This window comes from Rhodococcus sp. LB1, from assembly GCF_001583455.1.
GTDB classification, from domain to species: domain Bacteria; phylum Actinomycetota; class Actinomycetes; order Mycobacteriales; family Mycobacteriaceae; genus Rhodococcus_F; species Rhodococcus_F opacus.
In genome coordinates this window covers 1-22,112 of sequence record NZ_LTCZ01000037.1, presented here as the reverse complement: position 1 = coordinate 22,112, position 22,112 = coordinate 1, and the positions used below count along the sequence as shown (strand labels likewise).

20 protein-coding genes and 1 riboswitch are annotated in these 22,112 nt (G+C 68.2%); of the genes, 12 read left to right on the top strand and 8 right to left on the bottom strand.

Annotated features, from left to right (window positions below; genetic code table 11):
• The first annotated feature begins 188 nt into the window (after positions 1–188).
• Complete coding sequence (locus AZG88_RS07650) at positions 189–674, top strand: nitroreductase/quinone reductase family protein (RefSeq protein WP_331712246.1); 486 nt, start codon at positions 189–191, stop codon at positions 672–674.
• A 48-nt stretch (positions 675–722) separates the two neighbouring features.
• Here the strand turns inward: AZG88_RS07650 and AZG88_RS07645 are convergent, their stop codons facing one another.
• Entirely contained in the window at positions 723–1,451 is a 729-nt protein-coding gene (locus tag AZG88_RS07645) for a TetR/AcrR family transcriptional regulator (RefSeq protein WP_061040905.1), read from the bottom strand.
• Between the two features lie 171 nt (positions 1,452–1,622).
• Between AZG88_RS07645 and AZG88_RS07640 the strand changes: the two genes are divergently transcribed.
• The 3 genes from AZG88_RS07640 (at position 1,623) to AZG88_RS07630 (ending at position 5,357) form a co-directional block, all read left to right on the top strand.
• Positions 1,623–3,149 (top strand): APC family permease, encoded by a 1,527-nt coding sequence (locus AZG88_RS07640; protein ID WP_061697364.1) that lies wholly within the window; start codon positions 1,623–1,625, stop codon positions 3,147–3,149.
• Positions 3,150–3,213: 64 nt separating this feature from the next.
• Positions 3,214–4,869, top strand: a complete 1,656-nt coding sequence (locus tag AZG88_RS07635) for an amidohydrolase (protein ID WP_005246368.1) — start codon at positions 3,214–3,216, stop codon at positions 4,867–4,869.
• Positions 4,870–4,952: 83 nt separating this feature from the next.
• Complete coding sequence (locus AZG88_RS07630; RefSeq protein ID WP_005246369.1) at positions 4,953–5,357, top strand: hypothetical protein; 405 nt, start codon at positions 4,953–4,955, stop codon at positions 5,355–5,357.
• Positions 5,358–5,367: 10 nt separating this feature from the next.
• Here the strand turns inward: AZG88_RS07630 and AZG88_RS07625 are convergent, their stop codons facing one another.
• Positions 5,368–6,531, bottom strand: a complete 1,164-nt coding sequence (locus tag AZG88_RS07625) for a sensor histidine kinase (protein WP_005246372.1) — start codon at positions 6,529–6,531, stop codon at positions 5,368–5,370.
• Positions 6,532–6,577: 46 nt separating this feature from the next.
• Between AZG88_RS07625 and AZG88_RS07620 the strand changes: the two genes are divergently transcribed.
• The 5 genes from AZG88_RS07620 to AZG88_RS07600 all read left to right on the top strand — a co-directional run bounded on the left by AZG88_RS07620 (position 6,578) and on the right by AZG88_RS07600 (position 11,015).
• Positions 6,578–7,345, top strand: a complete 768-nt coding sequence (locus AZG88_RS07620; protein ID WP_061697363.1) for a TSUP family transporter — start codon at positions 6,578–6,580, stop codon at positions 7,343–7,345.
• A gap of 22 nt (positions 7,346–7,367) precedes the next feature.
• The gene (locus tag AZG88_RS07615) at positions 7,368–8,888 is read left to right on the top strand and encodes a TldD/PmbA family protein (RefSeq protein WP_025432602.1); all 1,521 of its coding nucleotides are present in this window, start codon (positions 7,368–7,370) and stop codon (positions 8,886–8,888) included.
• A complete protein-coding gene (locus AZG88_RS07610; RefSeq protein ID WP_061697362.1) occupies positions 8,885–10,246 on the top strand; it encodes a metallopeptidase TldD-related protein in 1,362 nt (453 codons plus the stop codon). Before AZG88_RS07615 ends, AZG88_RS07610 begins: the two co-directional genes overlap by 4 nt.
• 218 nt (positions 10,247–10,464) lie before the next feature.
• Positions 10,465–10,671 carry a hypothetical protein gene (locus AZG88_RS07605; RefSeq protein WP_005246380.1) on the top strand — a complete coding sequence of 69 codons (207 nt, stop codon included), beginning with the start codon at positions 10,465–10,467 and terminating at the stop codon, positions 10,669–10,671.
• Entirely contained in the window at positions 10,668–11,015 is a 348-nt protein-coding gene (locus tag AZG88_RS07600) for an ANTAR domain-containing protein (RefSeq protein WP_061040909.1), read from the top strand. The genes AZG88_RS07605 and AZG88_RS07600 overlap by 4 nt, the downstream gene beginning before the upstream one ends.
• Here AZG88_RS07600 and AZG88_RS07595 read toward each other — a convergent pair.
• Positions 10,984–12,171, bottom strand: coding sequence for a DUF418 domain-containing protein (locus AZG88_RS07595; RefSeq protein WP_061697361.1), 1,188 nt, complete (start codon positions 12,169–12,171; stop codon positions 10,984–10,986). The genes AZG88_RS07600 and AZG88_RS07595 overlap by 32 nt on opposite strands.
• Positions 12,172–12,250: 79 nt before the next feature.
• On the opposite strand from AZG88_RS07595, the gene AZG88_RS07590 reads away from it, so the two are divergent.
• Positions 12,251–12,835: a TetR/AcrR family transcriptional regulator gene (locus AZG88_RS07590; protein ID WP_005246388.1), complete on the top strand. Its 585-nt coding sequence runs from the start codon at positions 12,251–12,253 to the stop codon at positions 12,833–12,835.
• On the opposite strand, the gene AZG88_RS53405 is transcribed toward AZG88_RS07590, so the two are convergent.
• The 5 genes from AZG88_RS53405 to cobN form a co-directional block, all read right to left on the bottom strand.
• Positions 12,796–13,113 carry a hypothetical protein gene (locus tag AZG88_RS53405; RefSeq protein WP_231913871.1) on the bottom strand — a complete coding sequence of 106 codons (318 nt, stop codon included), beginning with the start codon at positions 13,111–13,113 and terminating at the stop codon, positions 12,796–12,798. The genes AZG88_RS07590 and AZG88_RS53405 overlap by 40 nt on opposite strands.
• Before the next feature lie 466 nt (positions 13,114–13,579).
• On the bottom strand, positions 13,580–14,332 hold the full coding sequence (locus tag AZG88_RS07580) for an ABC transporter substrate-binding protein (protein ID WP_231913870.1): 753 nt from the start codon (positions 14,330–14,332) through the stop codon (positions 13,580–13,582).
• Positions 14,333–14,686: 354 nt separating this feature from the next.
• Complete coding sequence (locus tag AZG88_RS07575; protein WP_231913868.1) at positions 14,687–16,054, bottom strand: FAD-dependent oxidoreductase; 1,368 nt, start codon at positions 16,052–16,054, stop codon at positions 14,687–14,689.
• A gap of 200 nt (positions 16,055–16,254) precedes the next feature.
• Complete coding sequence (locus AZG88_RS07570) at positions 16,255–16,656, bottom strand: PPOX class F420-dependent oxidoreductase (protein ID WP_005246394.1); 402 nt, start codon at positions 16,654–16,656, stop codon at positions 16,255–16,257.
• A gap of 31 nt (positions 16,657–16,687) precedes the next feature.
• On the bottom strand, positions 16,688–20,290 hold the full coding sequence (gene cobN, locus AZG88_RS07565; RefSeq protein ID WP_061697358.1) for a cobaltochelatase subunit CobN: 3,603 nt from the start codon (positions 20,288–20,290) through the stop codon (positions 16,688–16,690).
• Between the two features lie 56 nt (positions 20,291–20,346).
• A riboswitch (cobalamin riboswitch) is annotated at positions 20,347–20,489 on the bottom strand.
• A gap of 6 nt (positions 20,490–20,495) precedes the next feature.
• On the opposite strand from cobN, the gene cobG reads away from it, so the two are divergent.
• Positions 20,496–21,629, top strand: coding sequence for a precorrin-3B synthase (gene cobG, locus AZG88_RS07560; protein WP_005246396.1), 1,134 nt, complete (start codon positions 20,496–20,498; stop codon positions 21,627–21,629).
• A gap of 24 nt (positions 21,630–21,653) precedes the next feature.
• The coding region (locus tag AZG88_RS07555; protein ID WP_061697357.1) for a precorrin-8X methylmutase at positions 21,654–22,112 on the top strand (459 nt) is incomplete at its 3' end.

The window sequence follows — 22,112 nt, the reverse complement described above, 5'->3', positions numbered from 1 at the left end:
GCCGCCTGACACGTGAAACGCCGGCGCGTGCGACGGTGAACCGTTGCTATATTGCTCGCGGGGAACGCGGGGACGGGGCGATGTGAGTGGCAGCTGACGACAATCGATCGGGCACGCCGGATGATCACGAGCGGAACCGGAAGGTACGCGATGCGGCGGCGGCGGAGGCGTCCAAGCACGGGCGCCTGATGCGGACGGCTCGGAATGGGGCAGTCCTCAGTGCCCTGATGCTGCCGGGCTTCCTCGTGCGACCCCCGACGGGATTTGCAGTACTGACGACGACTGGGCGCAAGACCGGCAAACAGCGGCGAAAGTGCATTCGGGTGATCCAACGCGATGACCGTGCCTACCTGGTCTCTCTTCTGCCACCCGCGTTGGCGATGACGCGCCCGGATTTCGTCGCAGGCTGGGTATGGAACATTCGTGGGAACCCACGGCTTCGGCTGCGGATGCCGACGGGTTGGTTCGAAGGACTCGCGCGAGAAATCACCGATCGTGCGGAGCTCGACGATGCCCGGGACGCTCTCTGTGAGACGGTCAATGTGTTCGACTATGGCGAATGCGCCGTGCATCTACGCGGGTTGCCTACACGCGCGAAGATCAAGGACCTGCACCGGTACTGGTTCGACACAGGTCGGCCGCTCGTCATCGAGCTCCGGGATGCTCCCAGGTAATCCGGCCGCTTCCCGGCCCGTTCGGCCACGATTCGAGCCGAGTGATTGTCACGACGTCGCCGATTCTCGCTTCGCGTCGAGTCGGTGAAGCAGGGCGCGAGCGCCGTCGAGGAGCAGTTCGAGTGCGTCGGGATAGGCGCTGCGGTCGGAGAGGTCGACGAGTAGACCCGCGGTCGCAGCGATGTGCGAATGCGTCTCGGCCGGCAGTTGCGCGTAGGAGGATCGCCACAGTTGCCGATCGGACTCACGGACGTCCTCGGGTAGCGCGAGTTCGGCTCCGTCGAGGGCGGCGAAGGCCAGCATCTGGTCCACGAACGCACGGTAGAGGCGCACCGCTGCGCCGTCGGGGAACCCTGCCTCGCGCAGTATTCCGAGGATCGTGTCGACGGCCGCTTTCTCCGAGGTGCGACCGCTGACGCGGCTGGCCGACAGGACTGCCGCCTGGGGATGATCCAGATACGCTGCATGCGAACGTATTCCGAGAGAGTAGAGGTCCCGCCACCAGTCCCCGGTGGGTTCCCACCCGCGGAACGACCGGCCGATCAGCTCGTCGGCGATCGCCAACGTCAGGTCGTCGATGCCGCGGAAGTACCGGTACAGGGTGCTGGGGTCGGCCCCGAGCGCTGCCCCGAGGCGGCGGACGGACAGACCGGCACTGCCGTGGTGGCGGAGCAGCCGCAGCGCCGTCTCCATGATCAGCTGCTCCGACAGAACTGCACCCTGCTTCGTCGGCCTGCGCCTCTTCCGGGCCGAGTCCGAGACCACCTGCTTCGCCATTCCCGGCTCCTTCCGTCGACCCGAAGCTTATGCCAACACCGTTGACGCTGTAAACGACGACGGTGTTGCATGTCACAGGCAGGGAGCGAAGCCCCAGGCCGCGGGCACGAGAATTCGGATCGGTCGTGGCCTCTCGTCCCTCCCCATCCCTCCAGCGAAAGCGACGCACACATGGCAGCAGTGAACAACGGCGCGGCCGACGCGCCGAGGGCGATGGCTCTCCGCAAATCGCTCGGCGTCATCGACGGAATTGCGATCGCCGCCTCGAGTACCGCGGCGACCACGAGCATCGGTGTCGGCTTGGGAGTCATCGCCGCCGTGGTCGGTCTCCAGATGCCGGTGGTGCTGTTACTGGCATTCGTCCCGATTCTGGGAATTGCCAGCGGATACGCCCGGCTCAACCGGGTCGAACCCAATTGCGGCAACAGCTACGTCTGGGTAGGCCGCACCCTCAGCCCGTGGCTGGGATTCCTCACCGGTTGGATGGCGATCATTGCTGTTGTCGTGTTCATGGCCTACACCACCGCGATCGCCGGGTCGGCGATCCTGCAACTCGCCGGCATGGCCGGCCTGCACAGCATCGGCGGGCTCACTCTCGATCCCGACTCCACGCTGCAGTCCACGATGCTCGGGCTGACGATCCTGGGGGCGGTGACATTCACCGCCGTCCGCGGTGTCGCGGTCGCGGCACGGCTGCAGAAGTATCTCCTCGTCTTCGAGTACGTCGTGTTGATCGGCTTCTGCACGTACGGGCTGTTTGCCGGGGCCCAGCCGTTCTCCCTCTCCTGGTTCGATCCCTTTGCAATTCCGTCGTTCGCCGTGCTGGCTCAGGGCATGGTGATCGCGGTCTTCTTCTACTGGGGTTTCGAAGCGGCGTTCAGCGTGAGCGAGGAGGTGCGCGACCCGCGCGACGCGTCCCGTGCCGGAGTGATCACCGTCTTCCTGGTCCTCGGTCTGTTCCTGCTCGGTGCGGTGGCGTTCCAACGCGTCCTCACCCCCGCGGAACTGGCGGACAACGGGACCGTCGGGCTCGCGTTTCTCGGCGAGGCACTCGCCCGGCAGCCGCTGGCCGCGCTCCCCGTGGTGGCGCTGATGTTCTCCGTCGTCGCATCGCTCCAGGCCACCGTGATACCCAGCGCGCGTGGACTGTTCGCAATGGGCCGGGACCGCACTCTCGGCCCGGTGTGGACCCGCATCCATCCCCGTTTCGGAACCCCGGCGGCCGGTACCGTGCTGCTCGGCGCCATCTCCGCCGTGGTCGCGCTGCTGGCCACGGTCATCCCCAAGCTCAGCGACCTTCTCGGTGCGGGCATCAGTTCGATCGGCCTGGTGGTCGCCGTCTGGTACGGCCTGACGGCACTCGCCGCCGCCGTCCGGTTCCGCGGCCTCCTGCGCGAGCATCCGTGGGAGGGACTGCGCGCGGTGGTGTTTCCCGCACTCAGCGCCGTTGTGTTGCTGGCCCTGGGCGGCTACCTGGGCTGGATCTTCTACACCTCGGCAGATCATCTCGAATTCAGTGCGACCAACGGCTGGTTTCAGCTGCTGTTCCCGGTCCTCATCCTGATCTCGGGGCTGGTGGTGGCCGCGCACGCGAAGTGGGTCCGTCGGTCGCCCTATTTCGTCACCGGCCGCGGAACGGATGCCGACGACGCCAACCTGCTCGGCGCGCCCACCGAAGTTCCCGTGACCACCCCCTGACCGATCAGCGCGACACAACCTGATCCGAACACCGACGACAGCACTTCCCGACAGGAGATTTTCGATGTCAACAGAACCCGCAGATCTGGTCTTCACCGGCGGATCGATTGCCACCCTGGACCCGGCCCGCAGCCGCGCCACGACGGTCGCCGTCACCGGTGGCCGGATATCAGCCGTCGGCCACGACGAGGTCCGGGAGCTGATCGGCACCCGCACCGAGGTCGTCGACCTCACCGGCAGGCTGCTACTGCCCGGCTTCCAGGACGCGCATATCCATCCCGTGGTGGCCGGCCTCGAGTACGCCCGCTGCAACCTCACCGGCACCACCGACGCCGCCGCCACCCTCGCCGCCATCCGCAGCTACGCCGTCGCACACCCGGAGTTGCCGTGGATCGTCGGCGGCGGGTGGTCGATGGAGGCGTTCGACGGGGGCACACCCACCGCGCAACTCCTCGACACCGTCGTGCGGGATCGGCCGGTGTTTCTGCCCAACCGCGACCACCACGGGGCATGGGCCAACACGAGAGCTCTGGACATCGCGGGCATCACCCGAGACACCCCCGATCCCGTCGGCGGACGTATCGAACGCGACGCCGACGGCGCGCCGACCGGCATGCTCCAGGAGTCTGCGATGGAGCTGGTCGGCTGCCATACCCCGCAGCACACCCCCGACGACCGGCTGAAGGCACTGCTCCACGCCCAGCAGCACCTGCATTCGCTCGGCATCACCGCGTGGCAGGACGCGCTACTGGGCGACACCTCCGGGATCTCCGATGTCTCGGACGCCTACCTGACCGCGGCCGGCGACGGCTCCCTCACGGCGCGGGTTGCGGGCGCCCTGTGGTGGGATCGCGATCGGGGCGCCGAGCAGATCCCCGACCTGCTCCGGCGACGGTCCCTTCTCCGCGTCGGGAGGATGCGGGCCGACACCGTCAAGATCATGCTCGATGGTGTCGCCGAATCCCGCACGGCGGCCATGATCTCCCCGTATCTGGATGGATGTGGCTGCGCGACAGCCCATTCCGGAACCAGCTTCGTCGACCCGGACGAGCTGCGCGGCTACGTCACCGAGCTCGACGCCCTCGGATTTCAGGTGCACTTCCACGCGCTCGGCGACCGGGCCGTGCGCGATGCGCTCGACGCGGTCGACGCCGCTCGGACGACGAACGGATTCCGCGACACCCGGCCGCACCTCGCCCACCTGCAGGTCGTGGACCCGGGCGACATCCCCCGTTTCCGCGCGCTCGGCGTCACGGCCAACATGCAACCGTTGTGGGCAGCCCACGAACCGCAGATGGACGAACTCACCATTCCGTTCCTCGGGGACGAACGCTCCCGTCGGCAGTATCCCTTCGGTTCCTTGCTGCGCTCGGGCGCAACGCTGGCAGCCGGCAGCGACTGGCCGGTCAGCAGCGCCGACCCGATCCACGGCATCCATGTCGCGGTCAATCGCGTACTGCCGGGCCGGGACGGGCAGGGGCGCCCGGTGTTCCTCCCGGAGCAGAGAATCGACCTCACGGCCGCACTCACCGCCTACACCGCCGGGTCCGCGTACGTGAACCACCTCGACGACACGGGGAGCATCGAGGTGGGCAAGCTCGCCGACCTGGTGGTCCTCGACCGGGATCCGTTCACGGGAACTGCCGACGAGATCGGCGGGAGCCGGGCGGTCCTGACCTATGTCGGCGGTGATCGCGTCTACACCGCATCGGACGCCTGAGGTCCCGCGGGAGGAGGCCCTGTTCTGTGGCCGCGGATGCCGATCCCACACTGGAGATGTCCCGCCGAAGTCAGGAGACAGTGATGGGCGACAACAGGCCGTTCGGGTTCGACCCCGACGATCTCGACCGCGTGATCCGTGAGGCCGGCGAGGAATTGCAGGGCGTCAAGGACCGGATCGTCAGGTTCCTGGACCAGGCGGATTCTCAGATTCCGTGGACGGGCGTGTTCGCGGACTTCGCCCGCTCGCCGCGCGGCGCGTCGAAGCCGGAAACCGCCGGCGAGACCGGTGACGGTGTGTGGGCGATCTACACGCTCGACGACGAGGGCGTCGCACGTGTCGAGCAGGTGTATGCCACCGAACTCGATGCGCTCCGCGCGCACAAGCACAACACGGATCCCCACCGGTCGGTGCGGTTCCTCCCCTACGGCGTCACCGTCAGCGTCCTCGACCAGCCGGAGGAAGCAGCGCCACCGGAGACGGAGTGACCGGGTCCGCTCAGTCCTCCAGCTCGAGCGGCAACTCCGCGGTGACCCGCCAACTGCCGTCGGTCTGCCGTCCCGCCTCGAGGGTGCCGTGCAGGACGGCGACCCGCTCTCGCATACCGAGCAGCCCGTTGCCCGATCCGAGCGAGAACTGCCCGGACGAGTTGCCGTTGTCGGTGATCTCGACGAGCACGTCCGTCTCGCGGCGCCGCACCCGCACCTTCGCGCGCGGACGTTCCCCGGCGTGCCGCAGCACATTCGTCAGCGATTCCTGAACCAGCCGGTGCACGCCGAGGCTGACCGCGGGGCTGATGTCGTCCAACTCTCCCGTCAGCTCGAGTTCCACGGGCAGTCCGGCGCTGCGCATCATGTCGACCACCCGGGCGAGGCCGGCCGTGCCGTGCTGGGGCATGTCGTCGGTCGCCGGTTCGGTGCGCAGCAGTGAGACGGTGCGCCGCAGTTCCGCCAGAGCCTCCCGCCCGGTGCTCGCGATGTTGGTGAGTGCCTGCTTCGCGATGTCGGGGTTGCTCTTCAAGGCATAGGACGCGCCGTCGGCCTGAACGATCATCACGCTCACCGCGTGCGCGACGACGTCGTGCAATTCCCGGGCGATCCGGGTCCGCTCGGCCGCCACCGCGTCCTCGGCGCGACGATCCCGGTCGTAGTCGGCGACGACGAGGCGCGCGGCGACCTCCTCGTCGTAGGCCCGGCGGGCGCCGAGGAACTCCGCCGTGATCCAGGAGAGTGCGAAGACGAGGACCGAGAACAGTCCGGCCGCCAGCAGTTCCTGTTCCAGCAACCAGATCGACAGGGCCGAATCCACTGCGAGGCCTGCCGCGTACACCGCGGCGGTCCGGCGGTCGACGTAGGCGACGAGCGTGTAGAGGGCAACGGCGAGGGCCAGCAGACCGGGATGCTCGGCGTCGAGGTCACCGATCGAGTAACTGATGAACGTGATCGTGATCGACACCACCAGAACGGCACCGGCCGCCGCCCGCGGATACTTGCGACGCCACACGATCGGCAGGCACAGCAGGAAACCCATCACCAGCTGCACCCACGGCGAGCGGTCTCCCGACGCGGTGAACACGAACACCTCGAGGGTGAACAGGATCGCCGCCAACATCGAGTCCGCAACCGTCGGCTTTCCTCGCAGCCACAGACTGAACCTCCGCATGTGCACAGCGTAAGTACCTCAGGGTGGGTGTGGTTGAGTCTGCACCATGAATGTGGGTGACTGGGCGCTTCTTCTCACCGCTGCGACGGCCGCCGGATGGGTTGATGCCGTCGTCGGCGGCGGCGGACTGATCCTCATTCCCGCACTGTTTCTCGTCGCACCGCAGCTGACGCCGCAGGCGGCACTGGCCACCAACAAGCTCACCGCGTTCACCGGCACATCCGCCGCCGTCGTCACGTTCGCGCGCCGCATCCCCATGAACTGGCAGCTGCTGGTTCCCGCCGGTCTGCTCGCGGCGGTGGCGTCCGCGCTCGGCGCGGCAACGGTCTCGCGCATCGACAAGGACGTCTTCATCCCGCTCATCATGGCGGTGCTCGTCGGCGTCGCCGTGTTCGTGACGATCCGTCCGCAGCTCGGGACCACGCTGGCGAAGGATCCACCGACACGGCGGAAGGTAATCGCGGTCGTCCTGCTGTCCGCCGGTCTCCTCGGGTTCTACGACGGACTGTTCGGGCCGGGCACCGGGACATTCCTCATCATCAGTTTCGCCACGTTCCTGGGCACGGAATTCGTGCGCAGCGCGGCGATGGCGAAGGTGATCAATCTGGGATCGAATCTCGGTGCGCTGGTGTTCTTCGCCGCCACCGGCCACGTGCTGTGGGCACTCGGCCTGGGCATGGCGGTCTGCAACGTGATCGGCGCGATCACCGGTTCGCGGATGGCCCTGAGCAAGGGCGCCGGATTCGTCCGGATCACCCTGCTGATCGTGGTGATCGCGATGGTGATCCGGTTGGGTTGGCAGCAATTCGGCTGAGCGACCGACTACGGTGGTCCAGGTGACGGCTCCACGACAGGTTGATCCGGAATTCCTTGCCCTCCCCCTGCGTTCGCTGGCGGACGCGGCGCTCGCCGCTGCCCGTGCGGCGGGCGCGTCGCACGCCGACCTGCGGGTGCATCGGCTCACCAGCCAGTCGCTGCGGCTGCGCGACGGCGAAGTGCAGTCGGCGGTGGACACCAGCGAACTCGGCTTCGCGGTGCGGGTCGTCGTCGACGGCACCTGGGGTTTCGCCTCGCATGCCGAGCTGACCCCGGCGACCGCCGCCGCGACCGCGGACCAGGCCGTCGCCGTCGCCCGCGCGTTGCGTGGACTGAACCGGGAGCACGTCGAACTCGCCGCCGAACCAGTGCACGCGGACGTCCGCTGGGTGTCCGATTACGACGTCGATCCGTTCGAAGTTCCCGCCTCGGACAAGATCTCGCTGCTCGGTGAATACTCCCGCAGGCTCCTCGCCTCCGACGGCGTCGACCACGTCACCGCCGGATGCCTGCAGGTGAAGGAGCAGACGTTCTACGCCGATCTCGCCGGCTCGTCCATCGTGCAGCAGCGGGTGCGGCTGCATCCGCAACTCGAAGCCACCACCGTCGACCAGTCGGCCGGCGTGTTCGAGACGATGCGCACCCTCGCTCCCCCCGTCGGCCGCGGATGGGAGTACGTCGCCGGCGACGGGGTGTGGAACTGGACCGACGAACTCGCCCGGATCCCGGACCTGCTGGCCGAGAAGGTGAAGGCCCCCACCGTGGTGCCCGGTCCCACCGACCTCGTGATCGACCCGACCAACCTGTGGCTGACCATCCACGAATCCATCGGGCACGCCACCGAGTACGACCGCGCCATCGGCTACGAGGCCGCATATGCCGGCACGTCGTTCGCCACCCCCGACAAGCTCGGCACCCTGCGCTACGGGACGCCGATCATGCACGTGACCGCCGACCGGACCGAACGGCACGGTCTCGCCACAGTCGGTTACGACGACGAAGGCGTCGAAACCCAGTCCTGGGACCTGGTGGCCGACGGGATTCTCGTCGGCTACCAACTCGACCGGGCGTTCGCGCCCCGGCTCGGGCTGGAGCGTTCCAACGGCTGCTCGTACGCCGACTCGCCACACCACGTCCCCATCCAGCGGATGGCCAACGTGTCGTTGCAACCCGATCCCGACGCCGATCGCAGCACCGACGACCTGATCTCCGGTGTGGAAGACGGCATCTACGTCGTTGGCGACAAATCCTGGTCGATCGACATGCAGCGCTACAACTTCCAGTTCACCGGTCAGCGGTTCTACCGCATCCGCGGCGGGAAACTCGACGGCCAACTCCGCGACGTCGCGTACCAGGCGACGACCACGGACTTCTGGGGTTCGATGGACGCCGTCGGCGGCCGCTCCACGTGGCAGCTCGGCGGCGCCTTCAACTGCGGCAAGGCGCAGCCCGGCCAGGTCGCAGCCGTCAGCCACGGCTGCCCGTCGGCACTCTTCCGCGGCGTCAACGTACTGAACACTCGGACGGAAGGCGGCCGATGATCGCACCGCAGCAGCTCGTCGAGCAGGTCCTCGCCCGGGCCACCGTGGACGAAACCATCGTGATCGTCACCGATGCCAGCGAGGCGTCCCTGCGGTGGGCGGGCAACTCGATGACCACCAACGGCGTGTCGACGTCGCGCAGCTGGACCGTCATCTCGATCGTCCGGGCCGGCGAGGACGCGAAGGTCGGCATCGTCACGTCCGCGTCCGTCGACGCCGCCGACATCGACGGCGTGGTCCGCTCGGCCGAAATCGCCGCCCGCGCAGCCACACCCGCGTCCGACGCGATGCCGTTGCTCACCGGTACCGACACCGACGAGCGGTGGGACGATTCGGCGGAGCGCACCGAGATCGGCGCGTTCGAACAACTCGCCCAGGATCTGAGTATGGGCTTCGACGGCAGCGACCAGCTCTACGGTTTCGCCCACCACCAGCTGCACACGACCTGGCTGGGTACGTCGACCGGGATCCGGCGCCGGTTCGCCCAGCCGACCGGGTCGGTCGAGATCAACGGCAAACGCGGCGACGCCAGCGCCTGGGTGGGCACCAGCACCAAGGATTTCACGGATGTGGCCAGCGTGAAGTTGCTCCAGGACCTCTCGACACGCCTCGACTGGGCCCGCAACCGGGTGGAGTTGCCCGCGGGCCGTTACGAGACGATCCTGCCGCCGTCCGCAGTCGCGGACCTCATGATCTACCTCATGTGGACCATGGAAGGCCGGGCCGCGGAAGAAGGGCACTCCGCCCTGTCTGCGCCCGGCGGCACCCGCATCGGGGAGAAGCTGAGTGCACTTCCCCTCACCCTCTATTCCGATCCGGCCGCGCTCGGCGTGGAATACACACCGTTCGTCGTCACCGGGTCGTCGTCCGAATCCGTGTCCGTCTTCGACAACGGGATGGACGCGGGCCGGGTCGACTGGATCCGTGACGGCACCGTCAATGCGCTCGCGTACCCGCGGGCGGCGGCGAAGGAATTCGGTGCCGACGTGACCGTGCCCGGCGACAATCTGATCCTCGACGCCGGCGGCTCGGTGTCGCTCGACCAGATGGTGGCCGAGACCGAACGGGGGTTGCTGCTGACCACCCTCTGGTACATCCGGGAGGTCGACCCCGCCACCCTGCTGCTCACGGGACTGACGCGGGACGGTGTCTACCTCGTCGAGAACGGGAAGGTCACGGGCGCCGTGAACAACTTCCGGTTCAACGAGAGCCCCCTCGACCTGCTGCGGAGGGTCACCCAGGGCGGAGCCACCGAGCGGACGCTGCCCCGGGAATGGAAGGACTGGTTCACCCGGACCGCGATGCCGCCGTTACGTGTCCCCGACTTCCACATGTCGTCGGTCAGCAAGGCGCTCTGAGGCGCGGATCCTATGCGGACGCTCGTCTAGGTGACAGCCCGTACTGTTTCCGTTATAAATGCTGCAGACATCGCGCATATGAGATTGCTCACTCCAGAGCCGTTTCGCCGCGCATGTCATATTCAGGTCTCCAGAGAACGGGGCCGAAACTCACCGTAGCGCCGCGTGACCGGCGCATGCGCCGAGTACGTCCCTTGCCCGTCTGACCAGGAGGTTTCATGCACTCCGATACCACCACCCGCGAACTGCTTCACGACCACACCAAGGTCACGAGACGGTTTGCTCTCGCCGACGTGGCACTGACGACGTTCGTCTGCCTCGTCTGCGCCACCGGAATCGGCATCATCACCGGTTCAGTTCTCGCCGCCGCGACAGGAGGACTGATCGTCGTCCTCGCCACGGCCCTGATGGTGGCAGCGGTATGACCGCGCCGAGACATCAGCGAAGCACCACAATCCAGGAGATCACAGTGTCGAACGACGTACTCGAGGCCGCACCGCCCGCACATTCGATTCCGCACCGTCACCCCGACGGACGCGAGGTTCTCGCCACCGCGAAAGGCATCCTCATCGCGACCCGCGGTTACGGCGACGCCGAGGCGTTCGAGGAGCTGCTCGACGTCTCCCGGCATCACCACGTCAGCGTGATGCGGGCAGCGAAGTCGTTGGTGGAGTTGGCGACCCGGCGACAGCCGTGCCCCTCCGTGACGACGCCCGCACCGTCGTACGCCCTCGAGTTCAAGGAATGGACGACACTGCTGGCGCGGTGACTCCGTTCCTGTCCGCCCGGGTGAGACGTTGGTAGCCCCGGTGCGTGAGCCATTCGAGTGGCCCCCGATCGAACCGCCGCAACCACAGGCGTGACACGACGATCAGGGTGGCCGAGACGGCACCGAACAACACGATGGTCGCGGGAACGACGGTGGCGCCGTTCAACCGGGCCGCGAGGCCGAATCCCCAGCCGTAGCAGACGATCGAGCACAGGATGTTCTGCAGCACATAGCAACTGAGCGCAGTGCGGCCGACTCCCGAGAGCGCCCGGCCGGCCGGGCCGGGTTCGCGCCCGCCCGCGTAGCGGTGCGCGATCGCGGCGAGTAGCCCCAACGCCACCACCGGAGCGGTCCCGTACCTGCCGAGGATCAGGCCTGCGTCTCCGCCGAACAATCCGAGCGCGAAGTCCAGCGGAAGTGCGATTGCCAGGCCCGCGACCATCAGTCGGCGACGCAAGTCGCCGCGGTCCGGGTCGAGGACGCGCGCACCGTAGAGGTGTGCGCCGACGAGAAACAGGGCGATCGACAGCGGGAGGATGAAGAGCACCTCGAGCCGGAACAGCAACGCGTGGTCGACGCGGAAGACGACGAGATCCCAGAAGCTGCCGTCCGCATAGGGGTTCGGCGACAGCGGCTGAGGCTCTCGTACGGGCGCCGAGGACAACGCCGCGACGACGAGGCCCAGCATCGCCGCGTGGACGGTCACCGCACACGCCATCCAGACGCGTTGCGCGCGAATGCCTGTGGTCAGGATGAAGGCGACGATCAATCCGGTGAGGGCGTATCCGGTCAGGACGTCGAAATCGGTGAACAGCAGAAAGTGCAGTGCTCCGTCGAGCATCAGCAGCCCCGCGCGCCACGGGTAGCCACCCGGCCACCGCCGGCCCCGTCGCTGCGCGGAACGCTGCTGGATCACCAGTCCGATGCCGAACATGATGGTGAGCAGGCCGAGAAACTTGCCCTGCGCGAACTGCTGCAGCACAGCCTGCACGGGGGCCCAGCCGCCGGTGGCTCTTCCGGTGCCGTCGATGTACCCCACCAGACCCTCGACGTTGGTGAAGATCCAGATGTTGGTGGCGAGAGTGCCCAGGATGGCCGCACCGCGCATGACGTCGAGCGCTGCATGGCGGTGGGAACTCGACAGTTGCGACGTCATGCCTTCAGCCCCTTCAGTACTTGTTAGTACGATCGTGCCAACAAGGGGCATGCTAGCACGACCGTGTTAACATGGAGGCGTGCCGAAGCTCATCGACCACGACCGAAGGCAGCAGGAAATCGCCGAGGCCGTGTGGCGGGTGATCCAACGCGAGGGCATCGGCGCCGTCTCCGTACGCGATGTGGCCGCCGAGGCCGGAATCTCGAGCGGATCGCTCCGACACGTGTTCGCGAGCAAGGCCGAACTCCTCGCCTATTCGATGCGGCTCGTCGCAACGCGTGTCCGCGAACGAGCACAGGCCCACGCCTCGATCACCGACCCGTGGCAGCGCGCCCTCGCGGTGCTGGACGAAGTTCTTCCGCTCGACGACCGCCGACGCTGCGAAATGGAAGTGAACCTCGCCCTCGTCGCGGAAAGCCCCGCCCATCCCCTACTGAAAGACATCGCCCTCGACGCCCAACGGCAACTCCGTGGTGCCTGCGCCGCGATCCTGACCGGCCTCGCCCAACGGGCCCTGATCGCACCCGACACCGACGTCGACACCGAGGCGATGCGCCTGCACGCACTCGTCGACGGCGCGGCCATGCACGTCCTGCTCGGCGACACCGACACCCCGGAAACCGCTCAGCGGATGATCGCCGAGCACCTCCGCGCACTCGCCTGACCGTTCACCGAAGATGCGGTACCGCATACCCGTTCCGCGAGAAGCCGACCCGCTCCCTCATCGCGCGGGCCGGTAGCGGAGCCAGACGAGGCCGTCGTCGAATGCACGGCTCGCGATGAGTCGAATCGGATCGCTGCCGGTGCCGATCCGTGCCACAGACGATCTGTGCGCACACCGGGAAGCCGGGGGTGGACGAGCAGACTCACCTCATCCAGCAATCCCGCGCCGAGCAGAGCGCCGATCAGCGCACCCCCGCTATCCACCCGCACGACATCCACGCCGGCGCGCCCGCCGAGGATCTTCAGCGCAGCAGCCAGATCCACGCGTTCGGTACCTGTCACCAACTCCGGCACCGCCCGGCCACCGCCGCGAGCGGCGTGGCCTCGGCGTGCAACGCGAGCACCCCGACCAGTGTCCGATGTCCCGCAGCGCCTCCCACACCCAGTCCCCGACGCGTCCCCGGCTGTCGACAACGGCCAGCAGCGGCCCGCCTTCGACCGGCCCGGGGCGGGGAGCGGCAGCCAACGCGTGCTCCTGCGCCAGAATCGTGTCCGCCCCCACCGGGGTCACGTCTTCGCTCCAGGTCGCGGCGAGTTCGTAGAACCGGCCCACATCCGGCTCGAAGCCCGTCGAGGCCCCGTCCAGGGCGACCGCAACATGGGCGACGACATAGGGACGCCCCTCCGAATGGCGTGTCTGCGACGGCATACTCGTGACCGCAACGTTGTCGGCTTGTTCAGCCGATCACGAAACCTGATCGATGGCGTAGGGCAGGGACAGGATTGTGCTCTGCGACAGCGCAGCGCCCACCGGCGGGTCTTCGGAGTCGGCGAAGAACGTGACGCGGCCGTCGCGGTAGATCGGCAGCGAGGTGAACATCGGATCGGCCTCCAGCGCGGCGCGGTCGGCGGCGTCCCCGATGAAGAAGGCCCGGTCCACGTCGATCAGGTGGGCCTGCTCCGGCGACAGAGTGGTGTAGAACTTGTCGCCGGCCGCCTGGTCGATTTCGGCAACCTGCTGGTAGCCGAGGTCGGTGAGCAGCTTCCCGCGCACGTCGGTCGACGCGAACGGGGCGAGGGCAGCGTCGTACCAACTGAACGCGACAGCCCGTTGGCCCCCGAACTCGGGATGATCGACCTTCGCCTGGGCGATGCCATCGGTGATCTCGGCGATACACGCCTCGGCTTCGTCTTCCTTGCCGAGGGCCTTCGCGATCTGGCGGGCGGTGTCCTGCCAGGGGGCCGCGAAAGGGTCGGCGACGTCCGGCGCCCATGCAACGGTGGGGGCGATCGCGCTCAGTCGCTGGTAGTCGCCTTCGGTGATGTCGGAGTACACACCGACGATCAGATCCAGCTGCAGCGCAGCGACTTTCTCGAAGTTCAACGATTCGCCGTTGGTCATGACCACCTCGGGCACCGTTCCTGCCCACCGCTCCGCGACCCACGGCCAGGAGATTTTGCGGTCCGGGGTGTCGCCGGCCGGATACTGGTCGACCATGCCCACGGGTTTGACGCAACCGCGAGCATCGTCTGATCGTCGGTGTAGCCGACCGAAACGACCCGTTCGTAATTTCGCGGGACCTCGGTGCCGTAGACGTGCTCGACGGTGTACGTCTCGCCGGGCGCGGCGCTGGAGTCGGGTTCGCCGGTCGCCGATCCGCAGGCAGCCAGCAGCTACACGCCCAGGAGCAGGGCGACGAAGGTGACAGCTGCAGACCGCTCACGCGGAATGCGGGTGAAGCCACGGACTGCCGAGAGGTCATGTTCTGTGGGCACGCGCGAACCCTACCAACAACTTAGGTATGGCTCACCTCTTAAGTGCGAGGAATGCCGCTCCCACAGGGCGTTGGGGTCACGGACTCGGCGCGACCCGCGTCGATCGGGTGAAGACCGGCGCCAGGACTCTGGGGTGGAAGATCCGGACCGGCGAATCGATCATGTTCGCCACACGCACGAAACGGACCAGCACCTCCGGATCACGCGCCGCCAAAGCGTGCACCCTTCCGAAGTACCAGTTCATGAAGGGGGTTCCGAACGGCGCATCACCCTGTGTTCCAGGCCAGTTCATGTCCTCGCCGGCGGCCATCCGCCACGGCGCCTCGAGCCTCCTCGGCACCCTCTTCAGGAAGTGGTGGGCCATCGCATCGAAGCTCTCACCCTTGTGGACAGCCCGTTCGAGACATTCCCGTAACGTCATCGCATCGAGGGCGCTGGTCGTCATTCCCTGGCCGTAGATCGGGTTGAAGCTGCACAGGCTGTCGCCGAGCACGATCAGACCGCCCGGGAAACGGCGCATCCGTTCATAGTGCCTGCGGACGTTGGCGCGGAACTTGTACCCCGCGATCGGTGTCAAGGGCTCCGCCTCGCGCATGAACGTGTAGATGTCGGGCGCCTCGAGGTTGCGCGCGAACTCGAGAAGGCCATCATCGTCGCGCGGCGGGTGATCACCGTTCCAGCCGCCGAGCATCACGATCCAGCGCTGCCCCTCCACAGGGAAGATGACACCCAACCGTGTTCCGTCCGGCGGTGTGGGTGCGACGATCAGTGCCTTCCACGGACAATCGTCGAGCGGCGGCCGGGCATAGAAGCGTGTCGCGTAGCCGACATCGACGTCGATGACCGACATCTCGGGTCGGCCGTACCCCAACTCCTCGAGCCAGCGCGGCGTCCGGGAGCCGCGACCACTCGCATCGACCACCAGGTCGGCGGACACAATCTCCTCGGTGGCGCCGGCTCGGCGCGACTGGACCGCCACCCCGGTGACCCGCTGCGCCGTGGCGTCGGCGACGAATCGCTTGACGTAGCAACGATCGACGAGATCGATGTTGGAGATCTCGCGCACCCGCCGACGGATGTGCCATTCGAGGAACGGTCGGGTCTGGCAGGTGATGAAGATCCCGCTCGGTACCCGCAGCTTCCACACGCCGCGGTGGTACCAGGCGAAGTCCGACGTCATTTCGACTTCGGCCGATCCTCCCTCGATCAGTTCGGACGTGAGACCGGGGAAGGACTCCTCCATCAGGCTCAGGCCGCGCTTCCAGATGCTGTGGACGTGACGGCCCTGCGGAACTCCCATACGAGGCTCGGCGCTGTCGACCAGGTGATCTTTCTCGTAAATCGTGACCGTACCGAAGTAGTCCGCCAGGACGCGGGACGCGAGCAGCCCGGCGATGCTGCCGCCGATGACGACGGCGTGCGTGCCCTTACGTGGGACGTTCACGCGCCGCGATCGCATTGATCGGTCAAGGCGACGACGCAGGGCGATGTGGTGGTTCATGGTGATACTCCCGTCTACGGGACATACCCACCGTGATCCCCGCACCTAAACGCCACCAGGCCCCCTGGGGTCACCTTCACTCACCCGAGGGTGAGCACATCGACCCCTAGGTGGGCGCGCCGAATCGACCCTCGAATATCCGGTCACCCACGCCGGTCGTCGGCCGTGACGGCGAGTCCGATGGTGCCGGTCTTTCCTCGGCGCAGGAGGCTGCCTTTCATCGTGAGCCAGCCGAGGATGCCGTACTTGTGGGCGATCACGTCCCGCGTGTGATCGGTGCCGGCGGCGTCGAGGATGACCGCGCGGGCGGGAACCTCGGGTCCCTTCGGCTTGCCGCGAGCATCGCACGCGGCCACCGTCACCTCCGGGTTGCGGCGGATACGTTTGACCTTGTAGGAGTCGGTGACCGTCCACATCAGCAGGCGGTCACCGTCGGCGGCGGCCCACAGCGGTGTCGCCACCGGGGTGCCGTCTTTCCGAAACGTGGTGAGCAGGACATATTTCGCGGACGACACCCGGTCGAATTCTGTGGTCACCGGGCCCATGCTAGACCGAACCGCGGAGCCGGACGGTTCGTCAGTCTCCTTCGAGTTCGCCTTCGGTCTCGAGGTACACCTGCCGCAGGCCGTCGAGGGTCTGCTGCTCGGGGTGCTCCCACATGTTCCGCTCGGCCGCCTCGAGCAGGCGTTCGGCGATGCCGTGCAGGGCCCACGGGTTGGACTGTTCCATGAACTTGCGGTTCTGGTCGTCCAGCACGTAGGACTCGGCGAGCTTCTCGTACATCCAGTCGGCGACGACGTTGGTGGTGGCGTCGTATCCGAACAGGTAGTCGACGGTGGCCGCCATCTCGAACGCACCCTTGTAGCCGTGGCGGCGCATCGCCTCGAGCCACCGCGGGTTCACGACGCGGGCGCGGAACACTCGGGACGTCTCCTCCGACAGGGTTCGGGTGCGCACCGACTCGGGCCGGGTGCTGTCGCCGATGTATGCCTCGGGCGACTTTCCGGTGAGCGCCCGCACGGTGGCGACCATGCCGCCGTGGTACTGGAAGTAGTCGTCGGCGTCGGCGATGTCGTGTTCGCGGGTGTCGGTGTTCTTGGCCGCCACGGTGATTCGACGGTATGCGGTCCGCATGTCGTCGGCGGCGGGGGCGCCGTCGAGTCCACGGCCGTATGCGAAACCACCCCACGTGGTGTACACGTCGGCGAGGTCGGCGTCGCCGCGCCAGCTCTTGGAGTCGATCAGCTGCAGCAGCCCGGCCCCGTAGGTGCCCGGCTTCGACCCGAAGATGCGGGTGGTCGCGCGCCGTTCGTCGCCGTGCTCGGCGAGATCCGCCTGCGCGTGGGCGCGGACGAAGTTGCTCTCCGCCGGTTCGTCCAACGCGGCGACGAGCCGGACGGCGTCGTCCAGCAACGCCAGGACGTGCGGGAACGCGTCCCGGAAGAAGCCACTGATCCGGACCGTGACGTCGATGCGCGGCCGGCCGAGTTCCTCGAGGTCGATCACCTCGAGGTTCACCACGCGGCGACTCGCCTCGTCCCACACCGGGCGCACACCGAGGAGCGCGAAGACCTCGGCGATGTCGTCGCCGGAGGTGCGCATCGCGGACGTGCCCCACACGGACAGACCCACCGAGCGCGGCCACTCTCCGTGATCGGACTTGTAGCGGTCCAGCAACGATTCGGCCATCGCCTGGCCGGTCTCCCAGGCGAGCCGGGACGGCACGGCCTTCGGGTCGACGGAGTAGAAGTTGCGGCCCGTCGGGAGCACGTTGATCAGCCCGCGCAGCGGCGAACCGCTCGGCCCGGCGGCGATGAATCCGCCGTCGAGCGCGTGCAGCACCTGGGCGATCTCGTTGTCGGTCTCGCGAAGCCGGGGCACCACCTCGGTGGCGGCGAAGCGCAGGATCTTCGCGACGGTGGCGTCGTCGGTGAGGGTGTCGGCGGCGTCCGGGTTCCAGTCGGCGTCGTGCATGCCCTGCACCAGTGCGTGCGCCTGCTGCTCGATGTCGTCGACGCGGGTACGGGATTCGTCGCCGTCCTCGCTGAGGCCGAGCGCCTCGCGGAGTCCGGGGACGTTCTGCTCGCCGCCCCACATCTGCCGAGCACGGAGCATCGCGAGCACCAGTTCGACCTCCGCGTCGTCGCGGGGGGCCGCACCGAGGATGTGGAGGCCGTCACGGATCTGGACGTCCTTGATCTCGCACAGCCAGCCGTCGACGTGCAGCAGCATGTCGTCGAACACGTCCTCGTCGGGCCGTTCCTCCAGTCCGAGGTCGTGGTCCATCTTGGCGGCGCGCATCAGCGTCCAGATCTGCTGGCGAATGGCCGGCAGCTTGGACGGGTCGAGCGCGGAGATGTTCGAGTGCTCGTCGAGGAGCTGCTCGAGCCGCGAGATGTCGCCGTAGCTCTCGGCGCGGGCCATCGGCGGGATCAGGTGATCGACGAGGGTCGCGTGGGCACGGCGCTTGGCCTGCGTGCCCTCCCCCGGATCGTTGACCAGGAACGGGTAGATCAGCGGCAGGTCGCCGAGTGCGGCGTCGGTGCCACACGACGCGGACATGCCGAGTGTCTTGCCGGGCAGCCATTCGAGGTTGCCGTGCTTGCCGAGATGGACCACGGCGTCGGCGCCGAAACCGCCGGCGGCGGCGTCCGCGGCGATCCACCGGTAGGCGGCAAGGTAGTGGTGGCTCGGCGGCAGGTCCGGGTCGTGGTAGATCGCGACCGGCTTCTCCCCGAATCCGCGCGGCGGCTGCACCATCAGCACGAGATTCCCGAACTGCATTGCGGCGATGACGATTTCACCGGCGGGATCCTGCGAGCGGTCGACGTACAGTTCGCCCGGCGCCGGCCCCCAGTGCTCCTCGACGCCCTCGCGCAGTTCGGCGGGCAGCGCCGAGAACCACTCGCGGTAGCGGGCGGCGGAGATCCGGATCGGGTTGCCCTCGAGCTGCTCCGCGGTCAGCCAGTCCGGATCCTGACCGCCGGCGGCGATGAGGGCATGGATCAGCGCGTCGCCGTCCTGGGCCGCGAGACCCGGCACGGAATCCGGCCCGTCCGCGGGGCCGAGGTCGTATCCGGCGGCCCGCATCTCGGTGAGCAACCGGATCGCGCTGGCCGGCGTGTCGAGACCGACGGCGTTGCCGATTCGGGCGTGCTTCGTCGGGTACGCCGACAGCATCAGAGCGATCCGGCGGTCGGATGCGGGGATGTGCCGGAGTCGGGCGTGCCGGACGGCGATGCCCGCCACCCGGGAGGCGCGCTCGGCGTCGGGAACGTAGGTGGAGAGACCGTCCGCGTCGATCTCCTTGAACGAGAACGGCACCGTGATCAGCCGGCCGTCGAACTCGGGGACCGCGACCTGGGTGGCGACGTCGAGCGGCGACAATCCGTCGTCGTTGGACTCCCACGACTCACGGCTGCTGGTCAGGCACAGTCCCTGCAGGATCGGCACGTCCAGCGCGGCCAGCGCGGCGACGTCCCACGCCTCGTCGTCACCTCCGGCCGAGACGCCGGCCGGCTTGGTGCCACCGGCGGCGAGCACGGTGACCACCATCGCGTCCGCCCGGCGCAGCGTGTTCAGCAACTCCGGTTCGGCGGTGCGCAGCGACGCGCAGAAGATCGGCAGCGGGGTGCCGCCCGCCGCGTCGACGGCGTCGCACAGCGCCTCGATGTAGCGGGTGTTCCCGGCCAGGTGCTGGGCGCGGTAGTAGAGAACGGCGATCGTGGGGCGGTCCGGGTTCGCATCGGGAGCGAACGGCGCGACACCCCAGCTCGGCAGGTGGATCGGCGCCTCGAATCCGTGTCCGGTCAGCAGCACGGTGTCCGACAGGAAGTGGTGCAGCTGGGCGAGGTTGTCGGCGCCGCCCTCGGCGAGATAGTTGTGCGCCTCCGCCGACACACCGGCGGTGACCGTCGAGCACTCCATCAGTTCGGCGTCCGGGGCGTGCTCGCCGCCGAGGACCACCACCGGCAGTCCGCTGGCGAGGACCGTGTCGAGGCCCTCTTCCCACGCCCTGCGGCCGCCGAGGATGCGCACCACGACCAGGTCGGCGCCGTCGAGCAGTCCCGGCAGATCCTCCTCGACCAGCAGCCGTGCCGGGTTGGCCCAGCGGTAGTCCGCCCCGCTGGCGCGTGCGCTGAGCAGGTCGGTGTCGGAGGTGGAGAGCAGCAGGATCACGAGTCGAGCCTTCCTGGGGGTGTCGCGCCCCGTGGCAGTGGTTCTGTGCGGAACCGTAGGTCGGAGGACGGCAGGTGAGGGTCTGGCTCGCCCACCGGTTTCGGCGAGCTCACAGTGGCGCGACCGCGCCGGATTTTCACCGGCTTCCTCTCCTGCTGTCGCAAGTGCTGGAGATGCTACCCGGGGCCGGACGTAACCTGGGACCATGGTCGACTCCCGTTCCCGCCCCGATGCATGCCCCGGCGCGCTGCAGGTCCACCAGGCCGCGGACGGCGCGCTCGCCCGGGTGCGCCTCCCCGGAGGTGTGCTGACCTCCACCCAGCTGCAGACCCTCGCGGAATCGGCCCGCGACCTCGGGAACGGCGAGATCGAACTGACCTCCCGCGGCAACGCGCAATTGCGGGCGGTCCGCGACCCCCAGGAGTTCGCCCGCCGGCTCGCCGACGCAGGTCTCCTGCCGTCGGAGACGCACGAGCGGGTCCGCAACATCCTCGTCTCGCCGCTGACCGGCCGAATCGGTGGTCTCGCGGACCTGCGGGATCTGGTCGACGAACTCGACCGGACGTTGTGCGCGGACGCCGCGTTGGCGGACCTGCCCGGGCGCACCTTGTTCACCCTCGACGACGGGCGCGGCGACGTCTCGGCGCTCGGCGGCGATTTCGGCGTCCATGCGGTGAGCGAGACGGAGGTCGCCCTGGTTCTCGCCGGTCGCGACAGCGGCGCCCGGATCACCACGACGGAATCGGTGACGGTGCTTCTCGACGCTGCCCGCGTCTTCCTGGAGCTGCGCGATCGGCACTGGCGGCTGTCCGAGATCGCCGAGGGGGTCGAACGGGTCCTGTCGGCGTTGACGCTCGCACCGACCGCCGACCCGGTGAGCGGGTTCGACGAGCATCGGCCGCCGATCGGGTGGCTGGACCAACCGGACGGCGACGTCACCCTCGGCGGTGGCCTCGCGTTCGGGATCCTCGACGCCCGGCTGGCGGAGTTCCTCGCAGCGGTCGAGAAGCCGGTGATCGTCACGCCGTGGAAATCGGTGTTGCTGTGCGATCTCGACGAGTGGTCCGCCGAGCAGGTGGTCCGGGTCCTCGCCCCGATGGGCCTGATCTTCGACGAGAACTCACCGTGGCTGTACGTCAGCGCCTGCACCGGGCAACCCGGATGCGAGAAGGCGCTCGCCGACGTGCGGTCCGACGCGCGGGATGCCGTCGCGCGCGGCGAACTCCCGGTGGAGGGCCGGCAGCACTGGTCGGGCTGCGAGCGGTGCTGTGGGCGGCCCAAGGGGGAGGTCGCCGACGTCGTCGCCACGGAGACGGGTTACCGGGTGGAGGGGCCCTGACCGCGGTGCCTCTATCGTGAGCGGATGATCGAGTACATCCGAGACGGCGCGGAGATCTACCGCCAGTCCTTCGCCACGATCCGCGCCGAGGCGGATCTCAGTGCCTTTCCCGAGGACGTCTCGCAGGCCGTGGTCCGCATGATCCACGCGAGCGGTCAGGTCGACCTCGTGGACGACGTCGCGTTCACCCCCGGTGTCGTGAAGGCCGCCCGCGCCGCGCTGGCGGGCGGCGCCCCGATCCTGTGCGACGCGCAGATGGTGGCGGCAGGCGTGACCCGGAAGCGTCTCCCCGCGGACAACGAGGTGCTCTGCACGCTGCGCGACCCCCGGGTCCCGGTGCTGGCGGAGCAGATCGGGAACACCCGTTCGGCGGCCGCGCTCGAATTGTGGGGTAGCAAACTCGAGGGTGCCGTCGTCGCGATCGGCAACGCCCCGACCGCCTTGTTCTACCTGCTGGACATGATCGAATCCGGGGCGCCCCGG